The organism is Pseudoflavitalea rhizosphaerae, from assembly GCF_003991355.1.
Classification (GTDB): Bacteria; Bacteroidota; Bacteroidia; order Chitinophagales; family Chitinophagaceae; genus Pseudobacter; species Pseudobacter rhizosphaerae.
Window position 1 is genome coordinate 184545 of the sequence record NZ_RCSU01000011.1, and the last position, 15921, is coordinate 200465.

The following is a 15921-nucleotide window of genomic DNA, read 5'->3' on the forward strand; positions in this document are numbered from 1 at the left end:
AGTATGTCAAGAAGAGATTTAAATCGGCTGAATGCGATAATATGTTATGAAAGTGACTTTCGTGGAAATGGAGTGTTTTATAAGCATAATGACTTATTGTATGCAATTACAGCTGGTCATAATTGTTATGGTAAAAAATTCGATGGTGAATGCGATGTGGCTAAATTGAAAGTGCATTCTGAAGAAACGCATGAATTTAATGTTGAGGAAATTTTTGGAAATGCAGAGTTCGCTAAAGCTAATGATTTGGTTTTACTAAAATTGCAACCTAATGATGGTTATGACTTTGAATCTCCGGTCTTAAGTATCGCTCCAGCTGATATTTCGCTGCGTTATATTAATAGAAATAATAAGTCATATCCAAAAGCAGGGCATAATATTCTGGGAATTCGTTATGATGTTGAGGATGATCCTAGAAAGTTTTTAGTAGATGTAGATGGGAAATATATGAATACTGCGTATGGTGATTATGGCCCGCAGGCTTTAGATGGGATATCAGGATCAGGTATATTTTTGGATGATCGTATAGGTGATTCAGATAGAATATTAGTGGGAATAATAATTGAAATTCCGAGGGAGTCTTATAAGAATAAGTTTAAGTGTGCCTGTGTTTCTATTGTTATGGATCTTTTGCCCGATTGTACGATCCTTTCATATAAGAAAAACGTTGATGCAGTGTCACTGTACTTAGATAGATTATCGGATTCAACGCAAAGAGAAACTGCTACAGCATGGATGATTAGTAATTCTGATAGTGACATGGTTGGTAATCTGGTTCGGAAAACGAATATGGTTTATCCAATAGGGAGAGTAGAGGAGGAGAGAATTAGAATAGTGAAAAATTACTTAAACGGAAAAGAGATACTAGTTCGTTCGGAAGGAATAGATTCTACCTTCTCAAGTAAGTATAAAAAGGCAATAGCTGCTTTCTATGCGAAAGATTTATTTAATTACATAAACGGCCCTTCTGAAGCTAAGGAGAAATTAGATCAAATTACTTTTACAATTGAAGAATTGCTTAAGGCGCAACTTCATACACATATTGATTCAGCAGAGGTTAGTTTGTTGTCGAATTATAATATCGCTGACTCATTGATGAATTGCACAATTGATTTTGAAAAGAAATAGATTCATATGTCTATTGAAGTACTAATAAGTAACCGAAAGGTTTTAACTAGCACAGAAAATCATGTTCCTGGGGTTATGTTGAGGTTGTTATACCTAATCCAAGTAGGGGGTAATAGCAATGAGATTTTCATAAGAAAACTCTACTATATATACACTATTTCTTTTGCAGAAATGCAAAATGATGTACAAGATGTATTGTTGTCTAACCCGTACGAATTAAGCTTGAGTATTCGTAAGATGATTGTCTCATTGAGTGCAAACGAGTTTGTTGTTTTGAATGAGAAGTCATCAAAGGTGAAAGTTTCTTTGACTGAAAATGGACTGGCATTTATAAATGCTAATATGGAGAATAAGGAGATAAAGAAAACTTTAGAATTGATTGGAGAAAAGGTGAAAAGGGTAACCGATACTGATTTAGATAAACAACTATTAATTTGGTAAGTCATGATCACAATAAAAAGAATTAAAGTCAATATAAAAACAACAGGAGAGGGAATTGATAGCTCAAGAAAATACGGTTTCGACTTTTCATTTAAGAAAGGGTTGAATATATTGAGTGGTAGTAATACTAGTGGCAAGTCCACTGTGTTGTCTAGTATCTACTATTGCTTAGGAATGGAGCAATTGTTGGGAGGAAATAAAAAGGATATTTTAGATCAAAGTCTTACAAAAGTATTTCGACTAGGGCACCGAGAGCTGTATATTTTGGAATCTGAAGCTATCCTTGAAGTTGAAAACAAATTGGGACAAACGAAAAAAATAAGAAGAGTAATTGTAAATAGTTTAGGCCCGATTAGAGACGTTATTTATGTTCAAGAGAATGATGATGAGGATGAGAAAATTTATTTTATCCATTCTAAAGGCGATTCTGACACTGAATTAGGATTTTATAGTTGGCTTGCAAAGTTTGTAAGTATTGATCTGCCAGTTTATGAAGATGAAGACAAAAGGAAGATTAAAGTATTGTATTTACAACAAATATTTGCTGCTTGCTTTATTGAACAAACTAAAGGATGGTCCGATTTTTTTGCACAATTACCTTTTTTTCAAACCAAGAACCCTAAAACGAAAATATTAGAGTTTTTACTTGGACTGAAAGACCTAGTAGGTCAATTCCGTATTGAGCTTCTAAAGGAAAGGGAAAAGCAAGAGGAAAAGAAGTGGTTTAACTTAATTGAGGTATTTAATCTAAATGTAGCAAGAAATCAGTACTATGTTGCTGGTTTGAGTGAATTGTATCCAAGAGTACTAAATGCTAAACAGATAAACAAACTTAATCTGGTTCAAAAGAAAGAGGGTAAAGGTGGGGTGCCAATTTCTCAAATACGAGGTAAGTTACTGAGCAGGCATGAGGAATTATTAAGAATAATTGATGAATCTCAAAGTGTGGCAAATAAGGAGCCTGTTTTGATGAAACAAAATCAGTTATTGAATAATATACAGGAGGTAAATTATCAGCATCAACAACTGATAACCAGAAGATATTCAGAGAATGAGAAAATTGAAAACTATAAGCGGTTAATTAAAAACTATAATTCTCAAATTGAGCAGTTAAGTGGGTTGCGTAAAACAGAAGGGCTACTACAGTTGGCGGCAAAGAATTTTGATCATTGCCCAGTTTGTGATTCAAAGCTCCAGATCTCTGATGACTTTAACTTTTCTAATGTTGAGCGAGTAGAGACAGATCAATCCATTCAATATTATAAAACTGAAAAGGCACTCCTCGAAGAGTACATTGAGAAAAGTTACGTTTTGCTGGAATCTTTTAATTCAGTAGAGGAAATACTGTTAGAGCAGCTTTCATTTAATTCACTCATTCTGCAGCAGGTTAAAATGGAGTTGGTTGATGACAACCGATTACCATCAAGGACTGTTATTACTGAACAGCTAAGTATTGAATTTGAACTTGTAAAAATTGATAACCTGATTCAATCTTTTGAGAATCTAAAAATTCAACTTGTTCAGCTGTCGGATTCGATTGCAGCCATTAAGGGAGAAATAAAATCTATGGGCGAAGATGAGAATGATGGAAAGAGCATTATTGCCTATGCTACGAGATTTAAGAGCTATTTAAATGCTTTCAAGTATTCGAGTCATAAACTCAATCATGTTATCATGTCAAATGAACCTACGGGGAAATATTTGCCCGTCATTAATTATAATGGTGATATTCAATCAATTCGTCTTTCGTCATCTGCGAGTGACTTTATTAGAAGCTTATGGGCTTTTTATTTGACATTGATAAAAATTTCAAGGAAACATCCTGGATTCTTGATAATGGATGAACCTGGGCAACATGCTATGAATTTTGCCAGCATGAGAGAATTGGTACTTAAATCAAGTAAATTAAAAGATCGACAAATTATCTTGGCAATAAGTAACGATAAGAAAATGACAGGCGAAGGAAATGAGGTTAAATACTTAGATGACTTATTGTATGATCTGAAAAGCGGAGAGGATTTAACTATAAATATTATTCCCAAAGGGAAATTATCAATTTGGGAGCTTTAGTTTGTTTGTTTTCATAGAATGAGTTGGAAGCGCCGAATGGGTAGTAAATGCTACTTTCTTTATATTTCTATAAAACGGAAGTTCAAACGCTCAATCTCTCACTATACATTTTTTCGCCGAGTCGTACTTTATTTTTTAAGCACAATATAATGTATCCTTCATGGCTTTTGATCCAAGTAAAATTGCTCGTGAACACGTACTTTCCGCAGTTGACTTAATAGAACGAGAGAATATTCCGTTGAAGTGGTCTACAGGTTATGAGGTTGTGATATACGGGAAATATTATCCTCCCAAAGAGATTATTCGTTATAGTTATAAAATTGCCACCGGAGAAGATATTGGTGTGATTCATGGCGGAGAGCAGGTGAATGCTCCTTTACGCAATTTAGGTTTTGAAATAATACCTAAAGCCAAAATATGGAAACTGGGTTGTAATTGGGGGAAGGGAGAACCAAATTTTTATGAAGCCATCAAAGCACGCCAAATTGTTATTGGACATATTAGTCGGCCATTTGAAGAAGGGGATTTAGTATTAATAACTGAAGGGTTTACTGTATATGCCATTGCAAAACTGAAGGTTAATCCAACTCCCATTTCTACTTCTTCGGAACTTGAGGAAATGTGTAGCGAGCATAAAATTCCTTTTGAGGAACAAGTCTTTTATGCGGATGCTGAGTGGTACATATTAAAAGAGACAGAGATTTTTCAATATGAATTGCAGCAGGGGATTGTGCAGGTACGTAATAAGGATATAAAGGAAAAGGCGATTAACTTATGGGAGAATAGGAATGAAGATTTATTGAATGTGAAATTTTACCGAAGACTGAACGAGAGGGAGCAGTTCACCCAACTGGATTACCCCTGTTTTATTTTTTCTTTTCAGAATATTCGAGATGGCGAATTTCAAGGTAGCTATAAAGTTACTTTTTATAGGGCACCGAAAGACGGGATAAAAATTGGGTTTGTTAAGTTTCTTCAAGTAGGAACCAATAAAGTTCATTTGCCCAAGACGTTTGAATCTTTGCCCGAAACAATATGCTCACTTGGGGATGGCCTTGGTTATTACCGAGCTTTAAAATCTGAACTACCGGCCTTCTATGAGAAAGTGTTAACTAAATTAAATGATTGCGCCTTTCATGGGGAGATACGTGAAGCATTTGAAACACATCCTGGGTTTTCTGTATCATTGTTACGTACCAGCGAAGCAGAACTTGCATTATTTCAAGCAAAGTATGTTTTAAGCGGAAGGTCTATTAGACAGGAATATGAATTTACGTTTTCACATCAGTTAAAGGGGGCCGAAACTCCCCATAAAGTCTCCATTAACTTCAATATGAATTCAAATCTACCGAACCGATTTGTTTGTATTGTTGGTAAAAATGGAACAGGTAAAACTCAAATTATTAATCAACTTGCCAAAAAGTTGTATGATGAAACAGCTGAAGGAGAGTTTTTGCCTGAACGGCCTGTTTTTTCAAAGATCATAGCAGTAACATTTAGTTATTTTGATCATTTTAGCCCTCCCGAAAAAGCGTATAGAAATTATGAATTTATTGGAATTGCAGGTCGTAGTAATGCTCTTTCAGAGAATGAAATAGGGGATTTGATTTGGAATTCTTTTAAAGTACTTTCTCAATCCAAGAGGAAAAAGGCTATGTGGCTAAATGCCATTAAATCCTGCATGGAGGAAGGATATTTGGATTTCAACTTAGAGGATTTGCTTGATATTAGAAGTAAGGAAGAGTTTATTAGGAAAACCTATTCAATCTTTAGCTCTGGCCAAAAAATAGTGTTCCAGTTAATGACTAGATTAATCTCAATTATTGAGGATAATTCTCTAATAATTTTTGATGAACCTGAAACCCACCTGCATCCTAATATTGCGGGGCGTATGATAAGGGCATTAAAGTCGATATTGGATAAAAGTTTGTCTTTTGGAATTCTTGCGACCCATTCACCAGTCATAGTGCAGGAAGTCCCTAGTATGTTCATAAAGGTTTTTGATAGGCGCTCAAATATACCAGTGATCTATTCTCCAGCTATTGAATGCTTTGGTGAAAACCTCTCCCAAATAAGCAACTCCATTTTTGGTACAGAAAAGGAGAAAGAATTGTATAAATATGAACTTGAACGCTTAGTTCAAAGAAAGATGTCTCTAAGTGACATTAATCTGCTTTTTGACAACAAGCTAAGTCTTAATGCTCAGCTCTATATTCAAACCCTAATTTCATAAGTGATGGTTAATTGTCATTACTTGAATTTAAACGAGAGGGTCGTTTTTTACACAATCTCTAATGAAAAGCAAACACGAGATCGCACTATATTGAAAGCGATAGCAGATCGAGTGATTAATGGATACGAAGATTATTTGACAGATTTTCCTGTGCTTCAGGGAAGGGGCGACTCTTTAATAGGTCTTGCCGAAGAAGAACAGAGAAGGGCTTTAAATGGCTGCTATTTTAATAAAACAAAGTCTTTTAAAGCAATTATTGAGAAAATTTATAATTCCCAACCCAACGTTTTAAAAGGCTATTGCCCATATTGCATGTTAGGTGAGCCTGAAACTATTGATCATTACATAGGAAAAGAAGAGTTTCCGGAATATTCTATTTTAGTAAAGAATATGATCCCCTGTTGTTTTGATTGCAACACTTTAAAGCGCGTTAATTGGAGAACAGGGAATAATAGAAATTTCATTCACTATTATAATGATCTATTTTTACATAACCGATTTTTATATGCTTCTCTTCAGTATCAGGTTGGTTCTGCAGTTCCTTTAATAGATTTCTATCTACAACGACCAGTCGGAATGAATGTTTCTGATTTTACCATTGTTGAGAACCATTTTAGAGCTCTAAATCTACGCAAAAGATACCAGGGTAGGTCGAATAGTCAATTTTCAACTCAAACACGTAGTATTCAAATTTCTCTTCGGTCGGGAGTACTCAATCCTGCTCATTATTTAAACGATCTTGCCGTGAATTCCCGTATTGATTTCGGTGTAAACTTTTGGGAAGCGGCTTTATATGAAGCTATGGCACATTGCCCTGAATTTATCCGTACTTTGTAAAATTCTATATAGTTATTCAAATTCGTTAAATAGGTATAGGTTCTTGCTAGGAGCCACAAATTATATCGAAGATATTCCACTAATTAGCGGGGGGCGCCAGTATGTGCCAATGAAAATAATTGATTTTAGACATTCTAGATTTGACGTATGCCCACGGTTAAGTACACCTTTGTCTGGAAGATTATTTTGCGTATAAGTGCGGGAGAAGTTCATGAACTTTATTGACCGGATGGTCAGCGATTTTATGCAGCACTTCTTTGAGCCAGGTGTAAGGTTCAATGCCATGCATTTTACAAGTACCGAGTAAAGAATAGAGCATGCCGCTACGTTTGGCAGCTTCATGGCTGCCGGCAAATAAATAATTCTTTCTGCCGGGTGCCACTGGTCGGATACTGTTCTCCACCGCGTTATTGTCTATGTTTAACCTGCCATCGGTTGCGTATATCGATAGCCTTTCCCAGCGTTGCAGGCTATAGCCAATGGCTTTCCCGATCTCACTTTTCGGTAATACCTGCAGATATTGTTGCTGTAGCCATAAGCCCAGATTCCGTAGGATCGGAACTGATTTTTGCTGGCGCACTTCTTTGAGTTCTGCAAAGGTCAGTTGATTCTCTTTGCAGATTCGTTCAATAATATAAAGTTTCTGGATCTCCTCCAGTGCGTAGTTGGCGCGCTGTTCATTATTGTCTAGTGGTTCATGGAATTTACGGCGGGCATGGGCCATGCAATGTAACAGGGTGATGCCTTCTGCCACAGCAAAATCTTCATACGCTGCATACCCGTCGGTCTGCAGGTAGCCCTTAAAATCTTTGAGGATCTCTTTCGGCCCTTCTCTGCCACGGCCTTCCCGGTAATCGAACAAGACCAGTTTGTTGAGGCTGTCCTGATAGGGGCAACATTCGGTCGACAATCCCGTAATGCTACAAATCTGTAAACCTCCGGATCATAATTATGGATTACAAATGATCCTGGGAACGACAGCTCATTTGAAAAATCCTTCACTTACGGCCATCCGGAAATTTTATAATGCTTACTATGTTCCTTCCAACATGGGTTTGATCATGGCAGGAGATTTTGACCCTGATTTGCTGATCGCTTATATTGCTGGGAAATCTTATACACATTGTATACTTGGAGCTCCGTCAAAATTCCGTGGGCAGAATTCCTGAATGCAGCCTCATCTCGAAAACTAACACTTACTGAAATTTTCGGTTATTGATAATTAGATGGAGGACACTAGCAGTGTCCTCCATCTAATTATTACCCGTTTGTGACCGCTTAATAGGGCGGAGGATTTATATTGGAAACTAAAATTTTGCCGTCTTTACTTGTTGGTGAAATAGTCTGAGGCCTTCCATCATGGTAGCAAAGGAGGGAGGATTAGAACCAATCATGCTTTCTTGCATTTGAGCATAATCATGTTCCCAATCAGTCAGGGACTCATCAGCAGGTAAAAAATCGAGTTGATTAAATTGTAAAGTATCATATTGTACACCTGAAACCTTGTTGAAGGTCTTTCGATGCATCCTTATGGTGTTGAACAAATCGGGGCTTGCCATCGCTTCCAATAAAGGTTCATAATCCTTGGTAGCATGGACGTCTGACAAATGCCTGGAATAACGTAGCGTTTTTCGTTTTTTCAGGGGTTTGGTGTTTTCCTCATAGAGTAAAAACAGTTTCTCCAGAATCGTGCGCTGCGGTTCTACCGTCGGTACCTCGAATTCCTTGACAGAGAAAGTGGCCGTTGGGAAATGTTCCGTTATAAGGGAGGTGATGGGGCGAGGTGCAAAGGGCTCTTTCAGCGACCGGGCGCCAATCTCTACAATTACTTTTGGTCTAACATAGCCTGGTGCTTTCTGCTGTTCGACATTAAAAAGGGAGGTGTATTGCAGCTCGATTTGACGCGGGTCCTCGTTTGCTTGCTTGATTTCCGTTGCCACTACGGCTAAAGCGTCAGGGCTGATTTCCATGGCGCGGATGGCAGCTTCCAATGCTTCACGAAAAGGACCTCCCATGAACTCCGCACTTGCTTGGCGGAGTTTTTCTACTTGACTGGGGTTAGGAGTCGGGTCATTAAACCCCAATACGCTACGGTCCATGGCAAGATCTATGTCTTCAGAAAATCTGGTAATCAGCCGCCAGCCTTTACTCAATGACGTGCCTCCTTTGAAAACAAGATTTTCAGACCATTGGGTGGCAAATACTGCTTTGAGGGCAAGCGTTACCCACCAGTCCTTTTCTATGGCTTCTACTGAAAAGCCCGTTTGGGCGTTGACCTGATTAATAATTTCAATTTTCCTCTCCGGGGGCAGGTTTAACCATTTTTGCATGGCGTTGTTTTAAGTAACCAATCAAAAAATCAGCAATCCAAGGTGGTCCCTGCTTCGCTGCTGAGGCTATCTCTGTGGGCTCTATGTGGGAAAGGAGACCATGTATATCTTCGATCAACTCTGCAGTTAGCTGGTCTTTTCCAATTTCGCGCAGCGCAAATATAATATTTCCAATCGTTCCATCGCCGACTGCCAGCTGGCGGTTATTTACGTGTTTGAAGTGTATGTTGTTTTTCCCAATGGCTATTTTGCGGGATGGCCCATTTGTCAGGTATACAACGTTGATAGGTACCTGTTGAGACAGCCCCAGTTGATTCATGGATTTAGATCCGGTCGGCCGTATGATAATATTATCCCTTTTTGCAATTTCTCGGGCAACATCTTCCAGAGAAGGCAATAGGATTCCCAGTTCCGGATCCCTTTTAGGGTAATAGTATATCCCTTTCGCCAACCGCAGAATCTCTTTTTCTTTCACCAGGCGATGTAATGCAAGTTTAACCCCTTCATTGTCTCCCAAATCCCGGAAGGTATGGGTGAAGAAGATGTATCCTTTTCCTCTTTTCCGGATCTTACTAAACACCGTTTCTTTTAAGGATGCCATGAAGTAGCCATTTTAGCCCAAATTTAAATAAAATTGCAACTTAAACGATTGTCTAGGTTTCAAAATGTTTGTCTAATTTGCAACTTAAACGATCGTCTAGGTTTCAAAAATGAAGCATTGATATGAATATTATAAATTAGAAAAAAATAGTAAATAATTATATATCAATTAGATACAAAAATGAATTTTGATATAGTGGAAATTTGAGTTTTGCCGAGAAAATGCTAATGTATGAGAAGGGGAACATGCCAGCAATTTATCAGGAGATGAAAAAACAATGTCAAGATTTTTCCCTACCTTACATTAGGTATACCTAATGTAAGGGCACTCCTAATACTGTCACTAGGGCAAAATGCTACATGAAAAATAAGGAAAAAGGTCCCGATCCCTTGGATTTAATTCACAAGTATTTTAATGAATCGCATACTGGAGTCTACACTGGTAAGGAATTGACCAAAATTTTTCATTTCGGGAAAAGTAAGTGGAATGTGCACCCGCACCTCAACGAAAAATTCATGATGGATTACCTGATTGAATCAGGTATACTATATAAGGCATCTGCAAGAAAGGCAATTTTTGCAAAGACGGGAGCGACCAACCTCACTATAGGTTGCCAACTATACCAGGAAGGCATACTTTCTCATGCTAGTGCCTTGTCTCTACAGAACATTATTGCCGAGCGCGCCGGCGAAACTTATATTACAATAGCCAAATCCAGGCTGCCCACAGCAGAAGATTTGCAGGAACGGAAAATGGAACTGAATCAATCCGCCATTGATAAGGCCTTTGCCAAAGCAGCTCGATCCAACCATGAGGTGCTACAGTGCAATGGAGGGTTTATACACTTTATACATGGGAGACCCATAACAGAAAAACAAGTAGTGCTACTACACAAGAATGGAGAGCGAATAAGTGCCACCACAGTAGAACGAGCACTCATCGATATTGTTATACGACCAGGTTACATAGGAGGTCCGAAAGAAGTTATGAAGGCATTTGAAGGCGCATCCGAATCGGTAACGCCGGATTCATTGCACCAGACGCTGGTCGATCAGCGGCTAATTTACCCTTATGAGCAGGCTATCGGCTTCTATCTCCAAAGAGCAGGATTTCCCGATGCCGTACTCAAGCCATGGATGCCAGCAAAGGACGCACTCGACTTTTACTTGGATTATCAAATAGAAGATCGCCGCTATGACAAAACATGGAAAATATTCTATCCGTCAAGTTTAGGCTCTCATTAGCAATGACATTCTCAAGTAAGCTTTATCAATGGAAAATAGATCATCTCAAAGTGCTTCAGTTTAAAGAGTTCGTCACGCCCTTTTTGAAATTTAAGGGTTTGCGAAGCAGCGTCTCCCATTCATGAGAATAAGATCACTCACGACTGACGTAATGGCATAGATTTGCCATTATTCAGGATGATTTTAAAAAGAGGATAATCAGCTGCGGTTACTTGCCGAAAGATTTTTAGTACTTCCCAAGAGCAGTTAAAATAAACTTGTAGCGCTGCTTAATTTTACCATGTAAGAATAACGCTTGGCTACATAAGATAGAAGTTGAGGTGACCAACACATATTGTTATCCACGCATATGTGTTGGTCGGACCGATACTTTATGGTAGACCTATTGCGTCTAAAGCGACTAAAATTGGTAAAATTGATTCAATTGGGTTCCCGCCAGCTCCACAAATCAAAAAAAGACGAACTCTGTTGAGTTTGGCTTTTATTTTTTTACCAAGGTTTCTTGAAAGTACTAAATCTCAGATCCACTATTTCCATTTCCTTTTAAAAGAGAAAAAAATCTCTCGTTTAAATAAAAATTCTCTTTCCCGAATTTGTACTTGATCAATAACCCCTCTTTAATCAGCGCTTCCAAATACCTTATCGCCGTATTCCTGCTTACTTGCAAATCATGTTGAATAAATTCAATTTTTGTATACGGGTATTTGAATAAGTTGTTGATCAGATCCTGGCTATACATCTTGGGAAACTTATTCCGGATATGTTGCTTGTAGTCCTGCATTAATATTTTTAATTCAGAAACAAGAATTACTGATTCGTTCGCAGTTTGCTCTATACTTTCCAACATAAAAATTATCCATTCTTCCCAATTGTTCTTTTCCCTCACTTCTTGCAGTAGCCTGTAATATTCGCTCTTATGCCGTATGATATATCTACTCAGATACAAAATAGGCAGATGTAGTAATTCTTTTTGAACTAAGAAAAGGATATTGATTATTCTTCCGGTTCTACCATTTCCATCGTAAAAAGGGTGTATGCTTTCAAACTGATGATGAATGATTGCCATCTTTATTAGGGGATCAACATCCATTATAGTATCGTCATTAATGAATACTTCTAAATTTTGCATTAAGGAAACTATTGTCTGATAGTCTTGGGGGGGAGTATATACAATTTTCCCCGTTGTATCATTTAATAGTTTTGTTCCTGGTAGCTTTCGAAAACCTGCATTATTTAACTCTACAGCCTCTTGTATTTGGAGTATGTGATTGTTAGTCAACAAACCTCCGCTTTTTACTAGTCCAAATCCTTTTCGCAATGCATGTGCATACATATGCACCTCCTTTGCAGCAGGACTGGCAAACTGGTTTGCAAAAAGGTTACTTTGATATACTTCATCAAATGTGCTAATGATATTTTCGATGGCAGAACTATCCCTTGCTTCTCGTAAAGTAAGTGTCTCGATCAAAATATTTTCATTCGGAATACTGCTGATCACACCTTTTAATTCAGCCAGGGCTTTGTGCGCTAAGGCTGTCTTTTTTAAAACAGCCTTAGTTTCCACATCCAATTCGATAGGAAGCGGCAAAAGTTTCATTAGGTCAATTTTGGGTTACGAAAACAAAACGCAACCCAAAAATAATCAATTATGGGTTATATAAGGTGTGATAAAACCCAAAACTTGACAAACTTGGGTTATAATTAATAAATGAGACGAATTGAGACGAGAATAGACGAAAAGAGTACGATCGAAATAAGCTGGCAATTTTCACCATGGGTAGGTTGAATTCGAGCCGGACCTGGATGATAAATTGAGCCATAAATTTTAACCTTTAAACAATAGCAGGTTGAAAAAGTCAAGGTTCGACTTTCCGCACCTTGCCTCCACACAGTTAAAAGCCCTGAAACAACTCAGGGCTTTTTTAGTTAGTGCTTGCTTCAAGTTTGCTCTGAAGCATTTCATATTGTTCGCGGTGTTTATTGGATTCTTTTCTTTGAGCTTTTGGAGGTTTTGCAATTTCCAGGACAATGCCAGGAACCGTTCGAAATCATAAATTCTCCAATCAGGTGTTACATTCTTTACGCTCATTAGAAATAACTTGTTCTTCTTCGTTAGATTTTTATGAATGGTGTTCACGAGTTTCACCCTTGTATCTTCATATTCCTGATAATTGAATTCCTCAGCCGTCATACCAGAAAACTAGTTGGTAAGGCCGATCGCTGATCTTGAAAATTAAGGGTTATGGCTCCATTAGTTGGTAGATCACTGCACAACAGAATTAAAAGCCTTCCTTGAACTGTTCCGAGAATCCCTCATTCTGTAAGAGATATTTCACATCTAGGAGATCGCGGGATACTCGCCTGCTTAAAGCCACAAGTTTTAAAAGCAACACTATTATATGGAGCTATTTCGTTTACTGATGGCTGTTATAGATGTAGTAAATAACTTGTGCTACGCCCGCCTGCATCCGCCTTTATTAATATTCCACGGTCGATCAAGTCTTGAATATCCCTGATCGCTGTATCCTGTGAACATTTGGCAATTGTTGCCCATTTCGAAGATGAAAGCTTACCTTGAAAGCCATCAAGAAGCATATTCAATAATTTCTTTTGCCTGTCATTCACGGTATGAGTTTTTGGATTTTCCCAGAACCTTGCTTTTTGTATTACTTTTTCTAATGTTTTGTCTGTTGCGCTCAGTGCGTGGTCAAGGCAATTCAGAAACCATGTTAGCCACTCCGTAATATCTAAATCGTCTTTCTGAGTTTTTTCGAGTACACTGTAATATCCGTTGCGTTCAACTCTGATTTGTGCCGACATACTGTAAAATCGTTGCACGCTTTGATCCGCGCGTGAGAGTTGCATGTCAGTTATCGCACGTGCGATCCGTCCATTGCCGTCATCAAAAGGGTGTATTGTAACAAACCAAAGGTGAGCTATAGCTGCTTTAAGTACGTCATCTATATCATGTGTAGTGTTGAACCATTTTATAAAACGAATCATTTCCTGATCCAGCTTGTCTGCATCTGGGGCCTGGAAATGTACTTTTTCGCGGCCCATCGGACCGGAAACAACTTGCATAGGATCATCTTTTGTATTATTACGCCATGAACCAACAACGATCTTGTGCATTCCACTTCTGCCAGTGGGGAATAAGGCTGCATGCCAACCAAAAAGTCGGTCGGAGCTTAATGGTTCACTATAACGCTGTGTTGCATCCAACATCATTTCAACCACTCCTTCAACGTTCCGGTCGGCGTGGACCAATCCGGCCATATCAATCCCCAAACGGCGAGCAATGGATGAGCGAACCTGATTTTCATCTAAAATTTCCCCCTCGATTTCGCTTGACTTCAGGACGTCTAAAGTGAGTGTTTGCAAAGTGGCTTCAGCTTGCAGATTAAAGCCTAAGCTCTCCATCCGTCCCATAAGTTTTCCTTGCTTATAGCGGACCTCTGCAAGTAGTTGAGTTATTGCTTCTTTTTCCCATATGAACTGGGGCCACTGTGCTAATTGATGAATGTACATGGCTATTCTCCGCAATTTTTGCGTTAAATATAGCATCTTTTCTCCGCATTGTCAAATATATTCCGCAATTTATGCGGAGAATAGAGGCTTTATTCTCCGCATTTTGTAACCTTGAGCTTTCGTGTTGTCATTCCGGCAAGTTGGCAAAAGCCTCTAAATCGACCAGCAATTGGTTAGAGAACTGTCCGGCAAGGGCCACAAGAAATCAAAGCCTTGAAAGTCTTTACAGAAAAGAGTTTCAAGGCTTTTTTCCTTGCTTACTTCGATGGATTAGATCTAAGAATGGCCCGCTCGTCTTCAAATTGAGCCTCAAATGGGGCTAAAGAAAAAAACGCCCATAGGCAAAAAAAGTATTTCAAATCTCCCTTGCTACTGTGTCTTTTGTTTTTGCTGTCCCCGCTGCTCAAAAAATTTCACTAACACCGGGTAAAAATCTTTAATCCTGGTATACTGGTTTCGGCTACTGGTATACTGCTTCATGAGCTCGTAAAGTGGCAGAGCCCACTTGTAATGCCGCGCCTGGGCCCTGATCTCTTTTTCGCCGGCGGCGCTTCCCTCACGCTCAGCGAGCATCACTGCCACGCATACCCGAACCAGTAGTTCATCCAGTTCATTGCGCCATTCGTCTTCTTTCAGTGTGTCGCCTTTTGCTGTCTGGAGAAACATGGAACGGATGGGGTAGAGTCTTTGGTTCCAATCAGTAATAAAATCGTGCAGATAGATATGTGTCATTTCATGGAGTACCACGTTCAGCCTGGGATGAAAGACCACCCGGTTGCTGTTGGTGCGATGCTCTGAGGTATCAGAGAGGTAGGCCAGGCGGATATGGCACTGTCCGCGATATTTGGGGTTGTTTGAAGGAATGGCATTATTACCCTGGTTATTGAGCAGGTCGATCATCACCACCGTTTGGCGAAGCTCGTCACTGCCAAAAAAATTATGTGCCGTTTCGAGTATACGGCTTTGGCGCAGGCTGTCTTCCACCGATTGAGAGATCCATGCATAGAAGCGCCTGTGCCGGCGGATAAAGCGGTGGATGCGCGTATCGAGCGCAAAGGCGTTCATCCTCGACAGGAAAGTATCTGCCGGAGCGCTTCGGACATAGTCATTTTCGATGCTGTCGGTTACCATGTAAGGAACTGAATGTGAAAGATAGGTGCCGAGCGAGGGAATATCGAAACCATCCCAGCGATCCAGTTTGCGGTACCATTCCAGCGACGGGTGGAATTTGAATTTTTCAAAGTAGCGTTTTACTTCGCCATAATATATTGATGGGGTGGGCCGGTATGGCAGGTCAAAGGTATCTGCGGTGGCGAGAAAATAAAAAATGCTGATGGCCTCAAAACGCGGGTCCACGCGCACGGTCAGTGTGCCCTGGCTGCGCGCAGTTGATAATAATGCGGATAAGAAAATTACAGTTAAGTAAAATTGTTTTGGCATATGGCCATTGGATTAAGCACCAAAAGTATTGAGCTTTTGAAAAATTAACTGTATTCGTCGGTATTTTAT

At 39.1% G+C, this 15921-nt stretch carries 13 protein-coding genes; 7 read left to right on the forward strand and 6 right to left on the reverse strand.

Annotated features, from left to right (window positions below):
* The first annotated feature begins 3 nt into the window (after positions 1 to 3).
* The 5 genes from D9Y29_RS19040 (at position 4) to D9Y29_RS19060 (ending at position 6709) form a co-directional block, all read left to right on the forward strand.
* Positions 4 to 1128: a hypothetical protein gene (locus D9Y29_RS19040; RefSeq protein ID WP_127131179.1), complete on the forward strand. Its 1125-nt coding sequence runs from the start codon at positions 4 to 6 to the stop codon at positions 1126 to 1128.
* Between the two features lie 6 nt (positions 1129 to 1134).
* Complete coding sequence (locus D9Y29_RS19045) at positions 1135 to 1569, forward strand: hypothetical protein (RefSeq protein WP_127131181.1); 435 nt, start codon at positions 1135 to 1137, stop codon at positions 1567 to 1569.
* A gap of 3 nt (positions 1570 to 1572) precedes the next feature.
* Positions 1573 to 3639 carry a hypothetical protein gene (locus D9Y29_RS19050; protein ID WP_127131183.1) on the forward strand — a complete coding sequence of 689 codons (2067 nt, stop codon included), beginning with the start codon at positions 1573 to 1575 and terminating at the stop codon, positions 3637 to 3639.
* Positions 3640 to 3799: 160 nt separating this feature from the next.
* Positions 3800 to 5872 (forward strand): AAA family ATPase, encoded by a 2073-nt coding sequence (locus D9Y29_RS19055; RefSeq protein WP_127131185.1) that lies wholly within the window; start codon positions 3800 to 3802, stop codon positions 5870 to 5872.
* A 90-nt stretch (positions 5873 to 5962) separates the two neighbouring features.
* Entirely contained in the window at positions 5963 to 6709 is a 747-nt protein-coding gene (locus D9Y29_RS19060) for an HNH endonuclease (protein WP_127131187.1), read from the forward strand.
* A gap of 181 nt (positions 6710 to 6890) precedes the next feature.
* Here D9Y29_RS19060 and tnpC read toward each other — a convergent pair whose 3' ends face one another.
* Positions 6891 to 7619 (reverse strand): IS66 family transposase, encoded by a 729-nt coding sequence (gene tnpC / locus D9Y29_RS19065; protein WP_338143009.1) that lies wholly within the window; start codon positions 7617 to 7619, stop codon positions 6891 to 6893.
* A gap of 52 nt (positions 7620 to 7671) precedes the next feature.
* On the opposite strand from tnpC, the gene D9Y29_RS26935 reads away from it, so the two are divergent.
* A complete protein-coding gene (locus tag D9Y29_RS26935; protein ID WP_277601133.1) occupies positions 7672 to 7878 on the forward strand; it encodes an insulinase family protein in 207 nt (68 codons plus the stop codon).
* 138 nt (positions 7879 to 8016) lie between these two features.
* Here the strand turns inward: D9Y29_RS26935 and D9Y29_RS19075 are convergent, their stop codons facing one another.
* Together D9Y29_RS19075 and D9Y29_RS19080 are read right to left on the reverse strand one after the other, a co-directional pair.
* Entirely contained in the window at positions 8017 to 9039 is a 1023-nt protein-coding gene (locus tag D9Y29_RS19075; RefSeq protein ID WP_127131194.1) for a nucleotidyl transferase AbiEii/AbiGii toxin family protein, read from the reverse strand.
* A complete protein-coding gene (locus tag D9Y29_RS19080; protein ID WP_127131196.1) occupies positions 8999 to 9640 on the reverse strand; it encodes a DUF6088 family protein in 642 nt (213 codons plus the stop codon). Before D9Y29_RS19080 ends, D9Y29_RS19075 begins: the two co-directional genes overlap by 41 nt.
* Before the next feature lie 359 nt (positions 9641 to 9999).
* On the opposite strand from D9Y29_RS19080, the gene D9Y29_RS19085 reads away from it, so the two are divergent.
* Entirely contained in the window at positions 10000 to 10884 is an 885-nt protein-coding gene (locus D9Y29_RS19085) for a hypothetical protein (protein ID WP_127131198.1), read from the forward strand.
* A gap of 511 nt (positions 10885 to 11395) precedes the next feature.
* Here the strand turns inward: D9Y29_RS19085 and D9Y29_RS19090 are convergent.
* From D9Y29_RS19090 to D9Y29_RS19100, 3 genes are all read right to left on the reverse strand, one after another.
* On the reverse strand, positions 11396 to 12481 hold the full coding sequence (locus tag D9Y29_RS19090) for a Fic family protein (protein WP_127131200.1): 1086 nt from the start codon (positions 12479 to 12481) through the stop codon (positions 11396 to 11398).
* A gap of 830 nt (positions 12482 to 13311) precedes the next feature.
* Positions 13312 to 14412: a Fic family protein gene (locus D9Y29_RS19095; RefSeq protein WP_127131202.1), complete on the reverse strand. Its 1101-nt coding sequence runs from the start codon at positions 14410 to 14412 to the stop codon at positions 13312 to 13314.
* A 369-nt stretch (positions 14413 to 14781) separates the two neighbouring features.
* On the reverse strand, positions 14782 to 15852 hold the full coding sequence (locus D9Y29_RS19100; RefSeq protein ID WP_127131204.1) for a DUF4932 domain-containing protein: 1071 nt from the start codon (positions 15850 to 15852) through the stop codon (positions 14782 to 14784).
* Positions 15853 to 15921: the final 69 nt, after the last annotated feature.

What these genes read in the sequence shown, in the direction of transcription:
- D9Y29_RS19095 (WP_127131202.1), bottom strand. Translation starts at nt 14,412, where the DNA reads ATGTACATTCATCAATTAGCACAGTGGCCCCAGTTCATATGGGAAAAA.
- D9Y29_RS26935 (WP_277601133.1), top strand. Translation starts at nt 7,672, where the DNA reads ATGATCCTGGGAACGACAGCTCATTTGAAAAATCCTTCACTTACGGCC.
- D9Y29_RS19050 (WP_127131183.1), top strand. Translation starts at nt 1,573, where the DNA reads ATGATCACAATAAAAAGAATTAAAGTCAATATAAAAACAACAGGAGAG.
- D9Y29_RS19075 (WP_127131194.1), bottom strand. Translation starts at nt 9,039, where the DNA reads ATGCAAAAATGGTTAAACCTGCCCCCGGAGAGGAAAATTGAAATTATT.
- D9Y29_RS19080 (WP_127131196.1), bottom strand. Translation starts at nt 9,640, where the DNA reads ATGGCATCCTTAAAAGAAACGGTGTTTAGTAAGATCCGGAAAAGAGGA.
- D9Y29_RS19090 (WP_127131200.1), bottom strand. Translation starts at nt 12,481, where the DNA reads ATGAAACTTTTGCCGCTTCCTATCGAATTGGATGTGGAAACTAAGGCT.
- D9Y29_RS19055 (WP_127131185.1), top strand. Translation starts at nt 3,800, where the DNA reads ATGGCTTTTGATCCAAGTAAAATTGCTCGTGAACACGTACTTTCCGCA.
- D9Y29_RS19045 (WP_127131181.1), top strand. Translation starts at nt 1,135, where the DNA reads ATGTCTATTGAAGTACTAATAAGTAACCGAAAGGTTTTAACTAGCACA.
- D9Y29_RS19040 (WP_127131179.1), top strand. Translation starts at nt 4, where the DNA reads ATGTCAAGAAGAGATTTAAATCGGCTGAATGCGATAATATGTTATGAA.
- D9Y29_RS19085 (WP_127131198.1), top strand. Translation starts at nt 10,000, where the DNA reads ATGAAAAATAAGGAAAAAGGTCCCGATCCCTTGGATTTAATTCACAAG.
- D9Y29_RS19100 (WP_127131204.1), bottom strand. Translation starts at nt 15,852, where the DNA reads ATGCCAAAACAATTTTACTTAACTGTAATTTTCTTATCCGCATTATTA.